The organism is Rhizobium sp. LC145 (assembly GCF_001005825.1).
Classification (GTDB): Bacteria; Pseudomonadota; Alphaproteobacteria; order Rhizobiales; family Rhizobiaceae; genus Neorhizobium.
Map to the genome: position 1 here is coordinate 181318 of NZ_LBHV01000005.1, position 17432 is coordinate 198749.

The window sequence follows — 17432 nt, forward strand, 5'->3', positions numbered from 1 at the left end:
GCTTTCGTCGATTAATTTGCTACTCTTGCGCGCGAAGCGACCAAAGACTCACTGAAGGGTCGTACTCCTCACCATCGACGTGTCGATATCGCGATCTGGTTCGAACATGTCTCGGGCCTTGATTCCGGTTGACGCTCCCCTTGGATCCGTCCGACCGGGACGCCATGGCTTCAGCGCAGGTTACGCCCGAGCGAGATCCTGGCGCAGGAAGCTCACGGTTGATCCCCCGGGGATGTCCCGTGTGACCGTAGTCTTCGACCAAATTGTGCCCCTCGGTCATCCGGTGTTTATGCGGACATCACTTTCACCTTGCCTCACTGGCGCAATTATCATATCTCTAATTCGAGATTAAAAGGAATGTTGAAATATGGATGATTGCCAGGCGATTCTGATGTTCGGCGCGCTGTCACAGATCACCCGCCTAAACGTTCTCCGCAACCTCGTTATCGCAGGTCCGGAAGGACTGGCCGCAGGCCGGATTGCGGAACTCGCGGGCGTCTCTTCTTCCAACATCAGTTTTCATCTGAAGGAGATGGAGCATGCCGGCCTCATCCGAATGCGGCGAGAAAGCCGATCCATCATCTACAGCGCCAGATACGAGACGCTTGCGTCTCTCGTCGAATTCCTGATCCGGGATTGTTGCTCGGGTCACCCGGCCGTGTGCTCGGCAGCAACTTCCGACAAGACGGCAAAGGCCTGAGCAACAGCAATGTCAGGTGATACTAGCATGGAGAACGAAATGATCGATCTGCCGGCCGCCGTTGCCGAACATCTGAGAATACCGGACCCGGATGCACTCCGACCACCCATCTCCTCGCACAAGCCCCGGATTCTGATCCTTTACGGTTCGCTTCGGGAGACCTCGTACAGCCGTCTCCTGGCATACGAAGTCCGCCGCCTTCTGGAGCACTTCGGGTGCGAGGTGAAGATCTTCGATCCCCGAGGGCTGCCGCTTCCAGACGAGGAGCCTGTAAGCCATCCCAAGGTCCAGGAACTGCGGTCGCTCTCCGAATGGTCCGAGGGGCAGGTCTGGGTCAGCCCGGAACGCCATGGATCCATGACGGGCATCATGAAGTCACAGATCGACTGGATCCCGCTGGCGGTCGGTTCCGTGCGCCCGACACAGGGAAAGACGCTCGCGGTGATGCAGGTGTCCGGTGGTTCGCAGTCCTTCAATGCCGTCAACCAGCTCCGGGTACTCGGTCGCTGGATGCGTATGATCACGATCCCGAACCAGTCCTCCGTGGCGAAGGCGTTTCTGGAATTCGACAGCGAAGGTCGGATGAAGCCTTCCTCCTATTACGACCGGGTGGTCGACGTCTGCGAGGAACTTGTGAAGTTCACCCTCCTGACGAGGGACGCCTCCGCCTATCTCACCGACCGCTATAGCGAGCGGAAGGAGACTGCTGAGGAGCTGGCGAAGCGGGTCAACCTCCGCGAAGCTACCGGGTCCTGAATTCCGTCCTATGAAGCGGGCACGCCCTCCTATGCCTCAGAAATGTCGACATCAATCAGAACGCGCCCGCTTGATCACGCCAGCCCATAGCCCGCACCACGCACGGTCCGGATCGCGTCCTTGTCCCCTCTCCGGTTCAAGGCCGCCCGTAGCTTCTTGATGGTGACGTCGACAATGCGCTCGTCGCGGCCGGGCGACCAGATCCGCTCCACTATCTCGGTGCGCGTCCAGAGCCGCTGCGGCTCGGCAAGAAACATGTGGAGCAGACGGTACTCCGTCGGCCCGAGATGAACGTTTCTTTTTCCACGGGTCACTCTGTGTGTCTCCACGTTCATGGATATGTCGCCCGCGGAGAAGACTGCCTGTCCTACCGGCTTCCTGCCCACAAGTGCGCTGCTCCTCGCAAGCAGATCCTGGACGGCGAACGGCTTCGCAAGCACGTCGTCAGCAACCCTCGCCCACTGCCGCTCCGCCTGCATATTGGAAAGGACCAGGATGGGAGCTGATGTCGCCAGCCTGATATCCGTACACAGATGAATGTCACCTGGCCCTGATGCTCCGTCCATCACCACAAGGTCCGCGCGCTCTTCGACCGTGTCCCTTGGAATGTCTCCGACCGAACCGAACAGCGTGGCTCTGAAGCCTTCGCGCCGCAGGCTCTCCTTCAGGATCTCGCCCACGTTCTGATCGGAATGCACGAGCAGGATGTTTCGCATGATGCACTGACCACTTTCGTTGCCTTGACCGGTGCCTCCGCACCAAGCGGAAGACATTCGGAAGAGGATTGTGAACTCTGCGGATTCACGACATATCCGGATGCATGGATTTAATAATGCAACCCTCGATCTTTTTCCAGTGCGATTTCCCATTGGGGTCGGCTCGAACCACTCCTGGCGGATGTAGATTTCACAAAACCTACATCAAGCTGACATCGCTCCTTCACGCATCGAAGCTAGTGAGCCCTCACCAGAACGAGGGGATATTCGGATGCGTTTGGAGAAGCTCACGCGGAAGTTCGGCAGCCGGACGGCAGTGGACGCAGTCACCATCGACATTCCGGACGGCCAGATGGTCGGTGTCATCGGAAAGTCGGGGGCTGGCAAGTCGACGCTCCTCCGGATGATCAACCGCCTCACGGCGCCCTCCTCCGGCACCATCCATTTCGGCGATCTCGAGGTTTCGTCGCTCAGGGGATCTGATCTGCGCCGCTGGCAGCGCGACTGCGCGATGATCTTCCAGCAGTTCAATCTCGTCCCGCGGCTCGACGTTCTGACGAATGTCCTGCTCGGTCGCCTCAATCATCGCTCAACTGCGATGAGCCTTCTCAACATCTACACGCGCGAGGAAAGAATCCTGGCGATCGCGGCGCTCGAGCGGCTCGGCATCGAGCAGACGGCGCTCCAGCGCGCAGGCACCCTCTCCGGGGGGCAGCAGCAGCGTGTCGCGATCGCCCGTGCCCTGATGCAGTCGCCGAAGATCGTCCTTGCGGACGAGCCGATCGCGTCGCTCGACCCACTGAATGCAAAGATCGTGATGGATGCGCTGCGCGACATCAACGAGCGCGACGGCATCACCGTCGTCACCAATCTTCATACCCTCGACACCGCCCGCTCCTACTGCGAGCGGATCATCGGCATGGCCGGTGGCCGGGTGGTGTTCGATGGACAGCCGTCCGAACTCACCGCCTCCGCTATCCGGGACATCTACGGCTCGGACAGAGAAGGCGCTGGCATCGACGAGACAATGACCTCGACCAGCATCAGCATCCGACAGCCAGATGCAGCTCCCGAGAATTCGCAATCAGTCGGTCCCAGGATTCTGGCTTCCGCCCAGGCCTGAGCGCGTCAACCGATCGTATGCCCGCGTAAAGGGCGCTCCCACACCTAAGTTCCGGCGTGTCCGGACGAACAGGAGATGATCTCATGCTGAAGAAAGCCTTGTTTGCCGCGGTCGCGCTTTCCGTGCTGTCCGGCTCCGCCCTCGCAGAAGACCTGAAGGTGTTCCGCATCGGCATCCTGGGAGGCGAGAACGAAGCCGACCGCCTCCGGAACTTCCAGTGCCTGAGCGAGAAACTGCCCGCTGCAATCGGCGTGGAGAAGGTTTCGCTCTTCCCCGCTGCCGACTACGACGGCGTCGTCCAGGGCCTCCTGGGTGGCACCCTCGACTATGCCGAACTGGGCGCATCCGCTTATGCAAAGGTGTACCTTGCCAAGACTGACGCGGTCGAACCGATCCTGACGACCGTGCAGACCGATGGCTCGATGGGCTATCACTCGATCATGGTCGCCCGCAAGGACAGCGGCATGACCAAGCTCGAGGACATGAAGGGCAAGAAGCTCGGCTTCGCCGATCCGGACTCTGCCTCCGGCTATCTCGTCCCGCTCGTCACCCTCCCGGAAGCGGCTGGTGCACCGGTCAAGGAATACTTCGGGTCGACGGGCTTCGGCGGCGGACACGAGAACCTCGTTCTCGAAGTGGTCAAGGGCAACTTCGACGCGGGCACGACCTGGGGTTCCGGCGTAGGTGAATTCAAGGACGGCTACTCTTCCGGCAACCTGCGCAAGATGGTCGACAAGGGCGTGCTCAACATGGACGATCTCGTCGAGCTCTGGAAGTCGCCGCTCATCCCGAACGGCCCGATCGTCGTCCGCACGTCGCTGAATGAAGACATGAAGACGAAGTTCAAGGAGTTCATGATGAACCTTCCGACGAGCGACCCGGCCTGCTTCTCCGCTATCCAGGGCGGTGACTTCAAGGGCTTTGCGGAAGTCAACGTCGACTTCTACAAGCCGATCATCGATGCCCGCAAGGCGACGATCGGCGGTTGATCGACCCGAGAGCTATGCAAGGCCGCCGATCAGAACGTGATCGGCGGCCTTTTCCGGAACAGGCGAGCGGGGACGCAAATGCCGACATCGATGACTTCGCCGCCGAGGCTAGGCGAGAGCGGCGCGCTGATCGAGCGCCACTGGCAGCAGTTGGCCACCCAGCGGATGATCTATTCCCTCCTCGCCGTCGGTCTCCTGCTGGCCGTCGTGACCGGGTCGCTCTGGTTTGCGAACGAGACGAATTCCGGAAAGTTCTTTGACAGACTGCCCCACTTCTTCGACTTCGTCGACGATCTTCTGCCGCGCGACGGAATGGAGATCTGGAGGGCGCTCTTCGACCTGCCCTCCCCCTATGATGATGGCAGCTTCAAGTACAACTATCCGGAGGGACGCGCCTATCTGACGGAAAGCCTGTACCTGCCGGAATACTTCCACAAGATGATCGAGACGCTGAACATCGCTCTCACATCCACGGGCATCGGCCTCGTCTTCGGCTTCGCACTTTCCTTTCTCGCGGCAAAGAACACCATGGCGAACGCCTGGATCCGCAGCCCGGTCCGGCGGCTGATGGAGGTCCTCCGTGCATTCCCGGAGGTGGTGATTGCAGGCTTCTTCCTGGCAATTCTTTCTCTTGGCCCCATTCCGGCTGTCATTGCGGTGTCGATCCACACCATCGGCGCACTGGGCAAGATGTTCTACGAAGTCATCGAGAATGCGGACATGAAGGCGGAGGAAGGACTTCGTGCAGTCGGGGCCAACTGGTTCGAACGGATGTGGTTCGGCCTCGTTCCGCAGGTGCTGCCGAACTTCATGAGCTACTTCCTGCTACGCCTCGAGATCAACGTCCGCGCCTCGACCATCATCGGCGCCGTTGGCGGCGGCGGCATCGGGGAGCTCCTTCGCCTATCGATCGGCCAGGGACACGAGGCGAAGACGCTGGCGATCGTCCTGCTCCTGCTGCTGACGATCATCGCCGTCGATCAGTTCTCCGCGTGGCTCCGCCGTAGGCTCGTCGGCGAACAGGCATTCCAGACCATCTGACGGAGGCGTCCATGACCATTCTCAATGCAGCCGAGATGGAAGCCGTCGCCGCACGCCATCCGGATATTCTGAAGCGCTCGCCATGGCAGCGGTTCCGAACCCCTATCATCGCGCTTGCCTGCGTCCTCTACTTTGTATTCGCCTGGTACTACTTTGCCGTTGGCAAGGTCGTAGGCGGGGCCAACTGGGGCATAGCCGGCAACTACCTTGCCGACTGGGTTTCGTACGAGATCAGGCCGGAAATCGGAATCAGCCCGGACGGTGCGATGCAGATCACATATCCGCGCTTCGATCCGATCGGCCCCAACCCGAACCCGGACTGGCTGAACGCCAAGCGGGAAACGGTTACCCGTACGATCGAGATACTGGCACCCGCGGGCAGTTCCTCGACAACGCCGAAGTCCGGCTTCAACTTCATGGCTCCCGCCCCCCAACAGCAGACAGGCTCCGACACATCCAATGCGGCGGCCTCCGCGCGTTCCGAGACGCGGAGCGAGGAGGTGGTGACCGAGGCTGTCATCGAGATGGGAACCTCCCGGACGATCGACATCAGACCCGGCCAGGTCATTCTGAAGCGCGGCAGCGAGACCGCTGTCATCGATCTGGACAGGGTCGGCGGAGTGGTCCGCATCGACGGTGAGATGCCTGCGTGGCTCGAGCAGCGGCTTCCGGGCGGCCGGGTCATCGCCTATTTCGGCATGTCCGGTTGGGCAGAGATCGGCGCTGACCGGATCAGAGTACGGAAGCGCTTTCTCGGTTGGGCCAACTTCGTCTTCGATACGAACTCGCCCTTTTTCGGAAAGTCCGCCGGAGACGTCATATCCCTCATAGCCTCCGGCGAACGCATCGACCCTCAGCAGTCGAACTTGGCTCTGGCCTGGAACAATATCCTCTACAATGCGGAGTGGCAGCATCTGGACGTTTGGACCAAGCTCCTCCAGACCGTGGTGATGGCATTCATCGGGACTCTCTTCGCGATGTTCGTCGCGTTTCCCCTCTCCTTCATCGCCGCCCGGAACATCTTCCGGAACCGTGCCGCCAACCAGGTCGCGAAGCGCTTCTTCGATTTCTTGCGTTCGGTAGACATGCTGATCTGGGCCCTGTTCTTCACACGCGCCTTCGGGCCCGGACCGCTGGCGGGTATCTCGGCTATCTTCTTCACCGACACCGGAACGCTGGGCAAGCTCTACTCCGAGGCTCTCGAGAACATCGACGAGAAGCAGCGCGAAGGCGTCCGCTCGGTCGGAGCGCCCCCGGCAGTCGTCCAGCGCTACGGCGTGGTTCCGCAGGTCATGCCCGTCTTCATGTCGCAGGCCCTATATTTCTGGGAGTCCAACACGCGGTCGGCGACGATCATCGGAGCGGTCGGCGCCGGCGGCATCGGCCTGAAGCTCTGGGAAGCCATGCGCACGAACTCCGACTGGGAGAACGTCGCGTATATGGTCCTGTTGATCCTGATCGTAGTGTTCGTCTTCGACGGGATATCGAACGCCCTGCGATCACGACTGATGGGGAGCGGACGGGGCTGACCGCCTGATAGGGTCGTGAGCTCGCAAGGATTCGCTGGATCCGCATCAGTTTGATATGGATTTGCAATGCGTATCACTTGGAAGCGAGCGCCCTTGGCGACGATCATCGTGGCGGTGATCGCACTTGTCGCGCTCATCCGGTTCTCGCCGTTCATGGCTCAGGATGCTTGCCTTGACGCAGGCGGGGCGTGGATCGAGAGGCGCTGCGTGCATTGAGCGAGGCCCCCCGCCCGTTCGAGCCCTGCTGACTGCAATGGAGACGACGTTCACCATGCCTATGCCGACAACGGCCGAACAGGGTGCTATGAGCGCCGAACGCGTGGACCGGCAGGAGACTGTCGAAATCGCTCCGAACGCCCAGAGTAATGGTGACATCAACAAGGCCGCGGCACATGTTCGGCACAGACCGCAGCTTCGGGCTGTGCCAGTGCACTGGCGTGACGACTACGACCAGCCCTTCGAGAAGAGCACAGGCTCATCGAACGCTTTGAAGAGAACCCTTCATACGCCTCAAGTAGAGGTCGCTCCACGGCGATGGATTTCTGCCGGGCCACACGGCCAAACCGCCCAGAGGGCGGATGATTCCTACTCGGTTTGCAACAACCTGCAGAAGAATAGAGTCATGCCTTCGTTTAGCCGCCAATTCCGCCGGAGTGACATTCAACAGCTCGCCAGTCACTCCGCCGGAACTCGATCCATATTCGTTCCGTAGTATCGCCTGCCCATCCACAGCGCGGCCTGCACCAGAATGATAAGCACGGGTACCTCGACGAGCGGACCGATGACCGCTGCGAATGCCACGGGCGAAGCGAGGCCGAAGGCGGCGATAGCCACCGCGATCGCCAGTTCGAAGTTGTTTCCGGCAGCGGTAAACGCGACCGCCGTCGTCCGGGGATAGTCGGTCCCGACGGACCGAGCCATCACGAAGCTCACGAAGAACATGACCAGGAAGTAGATCGTCAGCGGGATCGCGATCAGGACCACGTCGAACGGCAGGCGGACGACGTCGCCGCCCTTGAGGCTGAACATTGCCACGATCGTGAAGAGCAGCGCCGCCAAGGTGATCGGGCTGATCCTCGGAAGGAACGTCTTTTCGTACCAGTCCCTGCCCTTCGTCGCCGTGAGTACCCGCCGCGACAGGTAGCCCGCGAGGAACGGAATCCCGAGGTAGATGAGCACTGCTTCGGCGATCGTCCAGAAGGAGACGTCGACGACGCTGCCTTCGAGCCCGAACAGCGGCGGGAGGAATGTCAGGAAGAACCAGGCGTAGACGCTGAAGAAGAGGATCTGGAAGATCGAATTGAACGCCACAAGACCAGCGACATACTGGTTGTCGCCTCGGGCGAGCTGGTTCCAGACCAGCACCATCGCGATACAGCGGGCAAGGCCAATCAGGATAACCCCCGTCATGTATTCAGGGTACCCGCGCAGGAAGATGATCGCGAGTCCGAACATGAGTGTCGGTCCGATGATCCAGTTCTGCAGGAGCGAGATTGCCAGCACCCGCTTGTCCTCAAAGACGAGGTGGAGCTCCTCGTAACGCACCTTCGCGAGCGGCGGATACATCATGAGGATCAGGCCAATCGCGATTGGTATGTTGGTGGTGCCGACCGACATGCTGTTCAGCCAAGCCGGCAGGCCTTCAAAGACCGTTCCGAGGAGGAGTCCCAGAGCCATCGCGGCGAAGATCCAGACCGTGAGGTAGCGATCGAGAAATGAAAGGCGGAGCGACGGCTTGGGGGACGACATGGAAGGGTTTTCCTCTGAAAAAAGATGCTCCGCCCCGAAGTCGGAGCGGAGACTCAAGGTGCTGGAGGTATTCAGGCGACGCGCTGGCCCTCTGCGTCGATCACGACTTCGCCGTCTTCCTTGGTGAAGGCGGATCGCTGCGGCGAAGGAAGTATGTCCAGGACAACTTCCGACGGGCGGCAGAGCCTGACGCCAAGCGGCGACACTACGATCGGCCGGTTGATCAGGATGGGATGCTCCATCATCGCATCGAGGAGTTGCTCGTCCGTCAGGCTCTCGTCCTGAAGACCGAGGTCGGCGTAGGGCGTACCCTTTTCACGCAGCAGCTCCCGAACGGAGATTCCCATCCGGCCGATCAACTGCACCAGCAGCTCACGGGTGGGAGGCGTCTTCAGATACTCCACGACGTGCGGCTCGATTCCAGCGTTTCGGATCATGGCGAGCGTGTTGCGGGACGTTCCGCAGTCGGGGTTGTGATAGATGACGATGTCGATCGGGCTGCTCATGCGACGTCGGACCTCTTCACGGAGGAGCCTTCCATCTGGCCGATCTCGTGGAGCTTTGCGGTGAGGCTGAGGCGCTCGAGGCTTTCCACAGGAAGGGCTGCGAAGGCGGCGATGCGAAGCTTCATGTAACGGAGCGTCTGGCCGAACGCGACGCGCTTCTCGGCGTCGGATCCCTCGACGGCGGCGGGATCCTCGAGACCCCAGTGAGCCGTCATCGGTTGTCCCGGCCACACCGGGCACGCCTCGCCCGCGGCGTTGTCGCAGACGGTGAAGACGAAATCGAGTTCCGGAGCGCCCGGCTGAGCGAATTCGTCCCAGCTCTTGGAGCGCAGTCCTTCCACCGGATATCCATGGCCGCTTAGCGTTTCGATCGCCATCGGATGGACCTGCCCTTTAGGGTAGCTACCCGCCGAATAGGCGACGAACTTGCCCTTGCCGTCCTTGTTGAGGACGCTCTCGGCAATGATCGATCTGGCCGAATTGCCAGTGCAGAGGAACAGGACGTTGAACGTAGTCTTGGTCATGACGACACCTTCTGTGGAGTGCAGCACGGAGATAGTTCCGCCACGAGCGGGGCACAGAGTTCCGCACGTCCGCCGCAGCAGTCCTTCACGAGATAGAGCATTACCTCGCGAAGCGCCGCGATATCGGCCCGATATACGATCAGGCGGCTTCGGCGCTCGGCACTAATGAGCCCTGCTCGCGCGAGAACGCTCAAATGCGAGGACATCGTGTTCTGCGGAATCGCAAGCATCCTGGCGACATCGCCCGCGGGAATGCCGTCGGGTTCATGCTGCACAAGGAGGTTGAAGGCCTGGAGCCTCGTGGGCTGGGCCAGTGCCGCGAGGGCGAGAATTGCCTTTTCTTGTTCCATATATCCAGATTACTAGATATATGGGTCGAGTCAAGGTGCCTGCTTTATACGGACGTGTGCGTGTGGAGGATACGATGGTCCCCAGATGGAAGTTGATCTTGTTCTGGATCTGCGTCGCCATCGGCGTGGCGCACGTGGCGGTGGCGACAGCGATGTACCTCAGGGAGCCGCATGACAGCGATCCGTCTCCTCCCGGCGGCTGGAACGCTTTTCGATTGGATTCGGAGGAGATCAGGCTAAAGTGAGAACTAGGGCCGTCTCGGGAGGATGGAGCGGGAGGCATCGATGATACCTGCTGACACCGAGGACCACTGTCGGCATGCCAGGGCGGGGAGCCTGACACGCAGATCGTTCACGACAGGATTCCTCGGCGGATTTGTCGCGGCCTCCTGTCCCGCAGCCAGCTTCGAACTGAGCGCACCGCCACGGGAAGGCTCCATCCGCGTCGGACTGACGCCTGTGTTCCTTTCCAACGACCTCGAAGTTCTCGACGAGCTGCAAGCCTATCTGGCGGCGGCCATGAAACGGGACGTCCAGCTTGTCACCCAGCGGACATACCAGGAAGTTACGGCCCTCCTGGTCTCCGGCAATCTCCATGTTGCCTGGATATGCGGCTATCCCTACATGAAATTCCGCAACGAACTCGAACTGGTGGCGACGCCGGTCTGGCGGGGCCGGCCACTCTACCAGTCCTATCTGATCGTAGGATCCGGGAGCGCCGCAATCACATTCGACGACTGCAGGGGACACGTCCATGCATTCTCGGATCCGGATTCGAATTCCGGCTATCTGGTCACGAAAACCTATCTGGCCGAGCGCCATGTCTCCGAGGAGCGGTTTTTCCGCAAATCCCTGTTCACCTATGGGCACCGCAACGTCATCAGGGCTGTCTCCTCCGGCCTGGCGGACTCCGGCAGCGTGGACGGCTACGTCTGGGAGGTCATGCGCGAGACGGAGCCCGACCTCGTCTCCCGGACAAGGGTCCTTCTCAAGTCCGCCTGGCACGGGTTTCCTCCCTTCGCGGCGCCTCTCCGGTTGAAGGATACGTCCGTTTTCCGGGACATCCAGACAGCGCTTCTGTCGATGAACTCGGACGCGGTAGGCCGTTCGGTGCTCGGCCGTCTTAGACTTGATGGATTCTCAACGACCTCCGACGACAGTTACCAGAGCATCGCGGCGAGCATGGATATCGTGCGGAGACTTGGATGACGGTGATCGAACGCCTCGCCGGGGTCCCCCTCACCATCCGTGCACCCGTCATGGTGGCCGCCCTGATGGTGGTCATCAGCGTGATCATTTCGGAGCGTGTTCTCACCAGGCTGCACGAAATGCAGGAGCAGCAGCTTGGAAACGTCGTCCGCACATACTTCGACGGTCTCTCGACCGCGCTTATTCCGCCAGTGCTCAGGCAGGATGTCTGGGAGACTTTCGACGTGCTCGACCGAACAGGATCGGTCTTCAGATCAGTCGCCCCGCTGGAAACCGTAGTGACGGGACGTGATGGACGCGTGCTCGCAGCCAGCGATCCGCGCAAAGTGCCGGTGCTGTCGGAACTTCCCCCCGAATATGCAAGCAGCCGGGCAGACGGAGGAATTCAGATCGACTGGGACGCCCATACGGGTTTCGGCGTCCGTCCCCTCCTCTACCAGCAGAAGACGATAGGTGCGATCCATGCCTCCTTCGACATCTCACACCTGATTGCCGAGAGACGGCAGGTCCTGAACACCCTGCTTGCCACGAATGCAGCCCTTGCCGCCGTCTTCGCGACAGCCGGATACATCCTCGCAAGGCGGATGGTAGAACCGATCACCACGCTGGCCGCCCACATGCGTTCGGGAGCCGCCGGAACACCACGCACGATCGCACCCGAGGAGTTCCCTTCCCGCAGCGGCGAGTTCGCCGATCTCTTCCATGGCTTCAACGATCTGGTCGAGGCGGAGCGTCAGCGTACTGCCCTGACCCAGCGCCTCGCCGAGGAGGAGAAGCTGGCGAGCCTGGGCCGGCTGGCCTCCAGCATGGCGCACGAGATCAACAACCCACTCGGCGGACTCCTCAACTCGATAGACACCCTGCGCAGGCACGGGTCGAATGACGCAGTGAGAGACACGTCGCTGTCACTTCTGGAACGAGGTCTCGGTGGCATCCGGGACGTGGTTAGGGCGGCTCTCGCCACCTACCGTCCGGATAGAGGCACGCAGAGCCTCCGGCTTTCGGATCTGGAGGACGTCCGTCTGCTTGCCGGTCCTGCCATAGCCAGCCGCAACCAGACGCTCGACTGGTCGAGCATACCGACAGACGTTACGATCACCTCCCTCCCAGGTCCGACGATACGGCAGGCGCTCCTGAACCTGGTGCTTAACGCCAGCGCCGCGGCAGGGGACAGAGGCAGCGTGGCTGTCAGGACCGGATTTGAGGACGGAGGAAGCGTCCTTGTCGTCGCTGTTTCGGACACTGGCCCCGGCCTTGGCAGCGCAGCCGCCGCCGTGCTGACGTCGCAGGATCCGTGGTCTGCCGCACAGGCCGCCGGCGGACTTGGTCTGTGGATGGTGCGGCGCATGGTGGACGATGTGGGCGGGCGTGTGAATGTAAGGGGCGGAGACGGGAGCCGGACCATGATCACTCTCCGCCTGCCGCTTTCTAATCGCGGAAAGGATGTGGATCATGCAGCTTGAAACCGGCCGTATCGCGATACTGGAGGACGACCCGATCATGGGCGAGTCCCTGTACCAGCGACTTTGCTTGGAAGGCCATCAAGTGGAATGGTGGACGAAGGGCGAGGAGGCGCTGCGCAAGCTGGTGCGAGGATCGGATTCCTTCGACCTGGTGATCTGTGACATCCGGCTCCCAGATATGAACGGCGAGGACGTCTTCCGGCAAAGCAGCCGCGAATGCCCCACCCCTTTCCTGTTCATGTCCGGCTACGGCGACATCGACCAAGCGGTTCGTCTCATGAGGAGCGGCGCTGTCGACTTCATTACCAAGCCCTTCGAGATGCCCGCCCTTCTCGACCGAATTTCCTCCAGTCTCCGCGCGCGAACGGCAGCTAATATTGACGGCGTCCTCGGCATCTCGCGCGCCATGCGGGATGCCGAAATGATGCTTCGGAGGTACGCGTCGCATCCGCTCCCCGTACTCATCCAGGGAGAGACCGGAACGGGCAAGGAGGTGAGTGCGCGCTTCCTTCACCAGGCTTCCGCGAAAGCCGCCTCGCCCTTCGTTGCGGTCAACTGCGCAGCCATTCCGACCGAGCTGCTCGAAAGCGAGCTGTTCGGTCACGAGAAGGGTGCGTTCACCGGAGCAAACCAGCTACACCGGGGCTATGCGGAGCGCGCAGGCGACGGGATCCTGTTCCTCGACGAGATCGGGGACATGCCGCCTCACCTTCAGGCCAAGCTGCTGCGGCTGATCGAGGATAACCGGTTCCACAGGCTGGGAAGCGAGAAGCCTGTCCCGTTCAACGCGCGCATCGTCTGCGCCACCCATCACGAGATCGGATCCGAGACCAGTACCTTCCGGAAGGATCTCTTCTTCCGCCTCTCCGCGCTGCCGGTCCTGCTTCCGCCTCTCCGGGAGCGCCCGGAAGACGTGCTCTGGCTCGCCCAGCGCTTTCTCGAAGACATCATGCAGTTGCGCGATACGAAGGTGCGCGGCATCAGCATGCTGGCGGAGGACGCGATGCTGGAGTATCAGTGGCCGGGCAACGCGCGCGAACTCCGCAACCGTCTGGAACGGGCGGCCGCACTTTCCGAGAACACCCTGCTGCTGCCAGCCGACCTCTTTCCGGACACGAAGACATTTGAGAACCATCCCGTCGAAACGCTCTCCGACGCGCGCGATGCCGCGGAGAAGCGTCAGATCCTGCGGGCACTGAGCGCCACGGATGGACAGATTTCTCAGGCCGCGCGTCAGCTCGGGATATCGCGGACCACCCTCTGGGAGAAGATGACGAGATACGGGATCGAGAGCGAAAGTTGATCGCATGCGAAGCTTTCAACCCGATTTCGACGATCGCAAAGGTGCCTCCGACATGCGTGCCGCCTGACATTAACCCACTCCGCGGTCAGCGTCGGTGAACAGGCCCGTCAGCCCGCGGCGCCTCGTGATGACCGTTCGGAAAATCGAACATCACCATCGAAGTCGCGTCCGCAATTCCGAACACCTCCATTCACCTAGGTCGAAGCCACACCCGCCGATCCCGGCAAGTTGGATTTGGCACGGTCGTTGCAAACACCTCTACATCGTCATCTTTGCGAGGGAGAGAGCAATGTCACGCTGTCGAAACATGGTTGATATCGGAAGGCGTCAGTTCCTGCGCGGCGGAGCCATAGCCGCCGCAGGCGCGACTGTGGCGGCGGTAGCCCCGGCTGCGGCACAGGAGGCGAAGGCCGTCATTCCCTCCGCAGGAGTCGAATATCCTTCGAACCGGCTGGCGAACATCAAGGATCTCACGGTCAACGAACCGCTCGACGTCGCCTATCCCGATGACGACGCGGCGGGTGTCCTTCTGAAGCTCGGCGTACGCGTTGAAGGCGGCGTGGGGCCTGACGGCGACATTGTCGGCTTCTCAACGATCTGTCCGCACAAGGGATATCCGCTCAGCTACTCGCCCGACCAGAAGACCTTCAACTGTCCCGGTCACTACTCGGTATTCGATCCGGAGAAGGGTGGTCAGCAAGTCTGGGGCCAGTCGACGCAGAACCTTCCCCAATACGTGCTCCGGGTGGCCGACAACGGCGACGTCTTCGCCGAAGGCATCGACGAGCTGCTCTACGGCCGTCTTTCGAACGTGATCTGAGGAGGATCCTGCCATGGCTTTCAAACGTCAGATCGACCGTCTGCCGATCATCCCCGCAGACGCAAAGCAGCACAACGTCACATGCCACTACTGCATCGTCGGCTGCGGCTATCATGCCTACACCTGGCCGATTAACAAGCAGGGCGGCACCGCTCCGGACAAGAACGTCTTCGGCGTCGACCTGGCGGCGCAGCAGCCCGCCGAGACCGACGCCTGGTATCCGCCGTCCATGTACAACGTGGTCAAGCAGAACGGGCAGGACGTCCACATCGTCATCAAGCCGGACCACGATTGCGTGGTGAACTCCGGCCTCGGCTCCGTCCGCGGCGCGCGCATGGCGGAGATGAGCTATTCTGAAGCCCGCAACACCCAGCAGCAGCGCCTGACCGATCCGCTTGTCTGGCGCTACGGCCAGATGCAGCCGACGAGCTGGGACGACGCCCTCGACCTCGTCGCCCGCGTCACGGCGACCATCATCAAGGACAAGGGCGAGGACGCCCTCTTCGTCTCCGCATACGACCACGGCGGCGCCGGCGGCGGCTACGAAAACACCTGGGGCACGGGCAAGCTCTACTTCGAGGCCATGAAGGTCAAGAACATCCGCATCCACAATCGCCCCGCCTACAATTCGGAAGTCCATGCGACGAGAGACATGGGTGTCGGCGAACTCAACAACTGCTACGAGGACGCCGAGCTCGCCGACACCATCTTCTGCGTTGGCGCGAATCCTCTGGAAACCCAGACGAACTACTTCCTCAACCACTGGATTCCGAATCTCCGGGGAATGACTTCGGACAAGAAGGAGGAACAGTTGCCGGGCGAGGAGCATCCGCCTGCAAGGATCGTCTTCGTCGACCCCCGTCGCACCGTGAGCATCAATGCAGCCGAGGCTGAAGCCGGTCCCGAAAACGTCCTCCACCTTGCCATCAACTCCGGCACGGACCTCGCCCTCTTCAACGCGATCTTCACGCACATCGTCGAGAAGGGCTGGGTCGACAAGGCATTCATCGACGCCAGCACCAAAGGCTTCGACGAGGCCGTGAAGGCGAACAGGATGACGCTGCAGGAGGCGTCGGAAATCTGCGGCGTCTCCGCAGCGGATATCGAGAAGGCCGCCCAGTGGATCGCCGAGCCTAAGGCCGACGGCAAGCGCCGACGGACGATGCTTCCCTACGAGAAGGGCCTCATCTGGGGCAACGACAACTACCGCACCAACGCCGCTCTGGTGAACATCGCGCTCGCCACCGGCAATATCGGTCGTCCGGGCGGCGGCTGCGTGCGTCTCGGCGGGCACCAGGAGGGCTACTCGCGTCCCTCGGACGCTCATGTGGGCAAGCCTGCAGCCTATGTCGACCAGCTCCTGATCGGCGGCCAGGGTGCTGTCCATCACGTGTGGGGGTGCGACCATTACAAGACGACGCTGAACGCCCATGAATTCAAGCGCGTCTACAAGCAGCGCACCGACCTCGTGAAAGACGCGATGAGCGCGGTGCCATACGGCGACCGCGACGCGATGGTGAAGGCGATCGTCGAAGCCATCGACAAAGGGGGCCTGTTCGCAGTCAACGTCGACATCATTCCGACGAAGATCGGTCAGGCGTGTCACGTGATCCTTCCGGCGGCTACCTCCGGCGAAATGAACCTGACATCGATGAACGGCGAGCGTCGCATGCGTCTCACCGAGCGGTACATGGACCCACCCGGCCGGGCGATGCCCGACTGCCTCATCGCGGCGAGACTGGCGAACAATATGGAGCGTGTGCTGCGCGACATGGGCGACGCCGCCTATGCCGACAAGTTCAAGGGCTTCGACTGGAAGACCGAGGAAGACGCCTTCATGGACGGCTACCATCAGCACGAAAAGGGCGGAGAGTACGTCACATACGCCCGGCTCCGCGCGATGGGCAACAACGGGTTCCAGGAACCTGCGGTCGGCGTCGAGGGCGGGCCTGCCGCGGCGGGCAGTTCGCAAGGCGGAACCACCACGGGCGCACAGCCGGGAATGGTCGTGGGAGGTCCTGCCATCGAAGGAGCCCGCGGCAAGGAGCCGGTCCAGCAGGCAGACACGAATGCTGCGGCGGCCTCGGTGTCGGACGCGGGAACCGAGCGGATCATCGGCACCCAGCGGCTCTACGCCGACGGCAAATTCAACACGCCCGACGGCAAGGCGATCTTCAAGGACAGCGTCTGGCGCGGCCTCCAGGCTCCCGGCAAGCAGGCGCAGAAGGACAAGCACAAGTTCCTGATCAACAACGGCCGCGCCAACACTGTCTGGCAGTCCGCATATCTGGACCAGGAGAACGACTTCGTCATGGACCGCTGGCCGTACCCCTTCATCGAGATGAACCCGGAGGACATGGCGGAGGCCGGGATCAAGCAGGGAGACCTCGTGGAAGTCTACAACGACGCGGGTGCGACGCAGGCGATGGCCTATCCGACCCCGACCGCCCGGCGCGGCGAGACCTTCATGCTGTTCGGCTATCCGACCGGTGTGCAGGGCAACGTCGTCAACGCCGGAACGAACGAGCTGATTATTCCCAACTACAAGCAGACCTGGGGCGATATCCGCAAGATCTCCGACGCGCCTCGCAACGTCGCCCACCTGACATTCAAGCCGAAGGAATACCGTTCGGCCTGATCCGCCGGAGGGCGGT

General features: G+C 61.6%; 18 protein-coding genes and 1 riboswitch. Of the genes, 13 read left to right on the plus strand and 5 right to left on the minus strand.

The window, feature by feature from the left end; all coding sequences use genetic code 11:
• Positions 1 to 367: 367 nt before the first annotated feature.
• Positions 368 to 700: a metalloregulator ArsR/SmtB family transcription factor gene (locus YH62_RS16315; protein WP_046795299.1), complete on the plus strand. Its 333-nt coding sequence runs from the start codon at positions 368 to 370 to the stop codon at positions 698 to 700.
• Positions 701 to 739: 39 nt separating this feature from the next.
• Positions 740 to 1456, plus strand: a complete 717-nt coding sequence (arsH, locus tag YH62_RS16320) for an arsenical resistance protein ArsH (protein WP_082118379.1) — start codon at positions 740 to 742, stop codon at positions 1454 to 1456.
• Positions 1457 to 1530: 74 nt separating this feature from the next.
• Here arsH and YH62_RS16325 read toward each other — a convergent pair whose 3' ends face one another.
• Positions 1531 to 2172 carry a winged helix-turn-helix domain-containing protein gene (locus tag YH62_RS16325; RefSeq protein WP_046795301.1) on the minus strand — a complete coding sequence of 214 codons (642 nt, stop codon included), beginning with the start codon at positions 2170 to 2172 and terminating at the stop codon, positions 1531 to 1533.
• 271 nt (positions 2173 to 2443) lie between these two features.
• Here YH62_RS16325 and phnC point away from each other — a divergent pair, with 271 nt between their 5' ends.
• From phnC to YH62_RS30140, 5 genes are all read left to right on the plus strand, one after another.
• Positions 2444 to 3295 carry a phosphonate ABC transporter ATP-binding protein gene (gene phnC, locus YH62_RS16330; protein WP_046795302.1) on the plus strand — a complete coding sequence of 284 codons (852 nt, stop codon included), beginning with the start codon at positions 2444 to 2446 and terminating at the stop codon, positions 3293 to 3295.
• Positions 3296 to 3378: 83 nt separating this feature from the next.
• Positions 3379 to 4284 carry a phosphonate ABC transporter substrate-binding protein gene (phnD, locus tag YH62_RS16335; protein ID WP_046795303.1) on the plus strand — a complete coding sequence of 302 codons (906 nt, stop codon included), beginning with the start codon at positions 3379 to 3381 and terminating at the stop codon, positions 4282 to 4284.
• 78 nt (positions 4285 to 4362) lie between these two features.
• The gene (gene phnE / locus YH62_RS16340; protein ID WP_046795304.1) at positions 4363 to 5325 is read left to right on the plus strand and encodes a phosphonate ABC transporter, permease protein PhnE; all 963 of its coding nucleotides are present in this window, start codon (positions 4363 to 4365) and stop codon (positions 5323 to 5325) included.
• Positions 5326 to 5336: 11 nt separating this feature from the next.
• Positions 5337 to 6854, plus strand: coding sequence for a phosphonate ABC transporter, permease protein PhnE (phnE, locus tag YH62_RS16345; RefSeq protein ID WP_046795305.1), 1518 nt, complete (start codon positions 5337 to 5339; stop codon positions 6852 to 6854).
• Between the two features lie 66 nt (positions 6855 to 6920).
• Positions 6921 to 7070 carry a hypothetical protein gene (locus tag YH62_RS30140; protein WP_156176962.1) on the plus strand — a complete coding sequence of 50 codons (150 nt, stop codon included), beginning with the start codon at positions 6921 to 6923 and terminating at the stop codon, positions 7068 to 7070.
• A gap of 305 nt (positions 7071 to 7375) precedes the next feature.
• A riboswitch (Fluoride riboswitch) is annotated at positions 7376 to 7449 on the plus strand.
• Between the two features lie 80 nt (positions 7450 to 7529).
• Here YH62_RS30140 and arsB read toward each other — a convergent pair.
• The 4 genes from arsB to YH62_RS16370 all read right to left on the minus strand — a co-directional run bounded on the left by arsB (position 7530) and on the right by YH62_RS16370 (position 9983).
• Positions 7530 to 8603: an ACR3 family arsenite efflux transporter gene (gene arsB / locus YH62_RS16355; RefSeq protein ID WP_046795307.1), complete on the minus strand. Its 1074-nt coding sequence runs from the start codon at positions 8601 to 8603 to the stop codon at positions 7530 to 7532.
• 71 nt (positions 8604 to 8674) lie between these two features.
• On the minus strand, positions 8675 to 9109 hold the full coding sequence (gene arsC, locus YH62_RS16360; RefSeq protein ID WP_046795308.1) for an arsenate reductase (glutaredoxin): 435 nt from the start codon (positions 9107 to 9109) through the stop codon (positions 8675 to 8677).
• Positions 9106 to 9633 (minus strand): arsenate reductase ArsC, encoded by a 528-nt coding sequence (locus tag YH62_RS16365; protein ID WP_046795309.1) that lies wholly within the window; start codon positions 9631 to 9633, stop codon positions 9106 to 9108. The genes arsC and YH62_RS16365 overlap by 4 nt, the downstream gene beginning before the upstream one ends.
• Positions 9630 to 9983, minus strand: a complete 354-nt coding sequence (locus YH62_RS16370) for a metalloregulator ArsR/SmtB family transcription factor (RefSeq protein ID WP_046795310.1) — start codon at positions 9981 to 9983, stop codon at positions 9630 to 9632. The genes YH62_RS16365 and YH62_RS16370 overlap by 4 nt, the downstream gene beginning before the upstream one ends.
• Before the next feature lie 74 nt (positions 9984 to 10057).
• Between YH62_RS16370 and YH62_RS30145 the strand changes: the two genes are divergently transcribed.
• The 6 genes from YH62_RS30145 (at position 10058) to YH62_RS16395 (ending at position 17416) form a co-directional block, all read left to right on the plus strand.
• On the plus strand, positions 10058 to 10228 hold the full coding sequence (locus tag YH62_RS30145; protein WP_156176964.1) for a hypothetical protein: 171 nt from the start codon (positions 10058 to 10060) through the stop codon (positions 10226 to 10228).
• A 40-nt stretch (positions 10229 to 10268) separates the two neighbouring features.
• A complete protein-coding gene (locus YH62_RS16375) occupies positions 10269 to 11192 on the plus strand; it encodes a PhnD/SsuA/transferrin family substrate-binding protein (protein WP_082118402.1) in 924 nt (307 codons plus the stop codon).
• Positions 11189 to 12655 (plus strand): HAMP domain-containing sensor histidine kinase, encoded by a 1467-nt coding sequence (locus tag YH62_RS16380; RefSeq protein ID WP_046795311.1) that lies wholly within the window; start codon positions 11189 to 11191, stop codon positions 12653 to 12655. Before YH62_RS16375 ends, YH62_RS16380 begins: the two co-directional genes overlap by 4 nt.
• On the plus strand, positions 12645 to 13958 hold the full coding sequence (aioR, locus tag YH62_RS16385; protein WP_046795560.1) for an arsenic response regulator transcription factor AioR: 1314 nt from the start codon (positions 12645 to 12647) through the stop codon (positions 13956 to 13958). Before YH62_RS16380 ends, aioR begins: the two co-directional genes overlap by 11 nt.
• Before the next feature lie 289 nt (positions 13959 to 14247).
• On the plus strand, positions 14248 to 14778 hold the full coding sequence (locus tag YH62_RS16390) for an arsenate reductase (azurin) small subunit (protein WP_170986267.1): 531 nt from the start codon (positions 14248 to 14250) through the stop codon (positions 14776 to 14778).
• Positions 14779 to 14791: 13 nt separating this feature from the next.
• Positions 14792 to 17416, plus strand: a complete 2625-nt coding sequence (locus YH62_RS16395; RefSeq protein WP_046795313.1) for an arsenate reductase (azurin) large subunit — start codon at positions 14792 to 14794, stop codon at positions 17414 to 17416.
• Positions 17417 to 17432 lie beyond the last annotated feature (16 nt).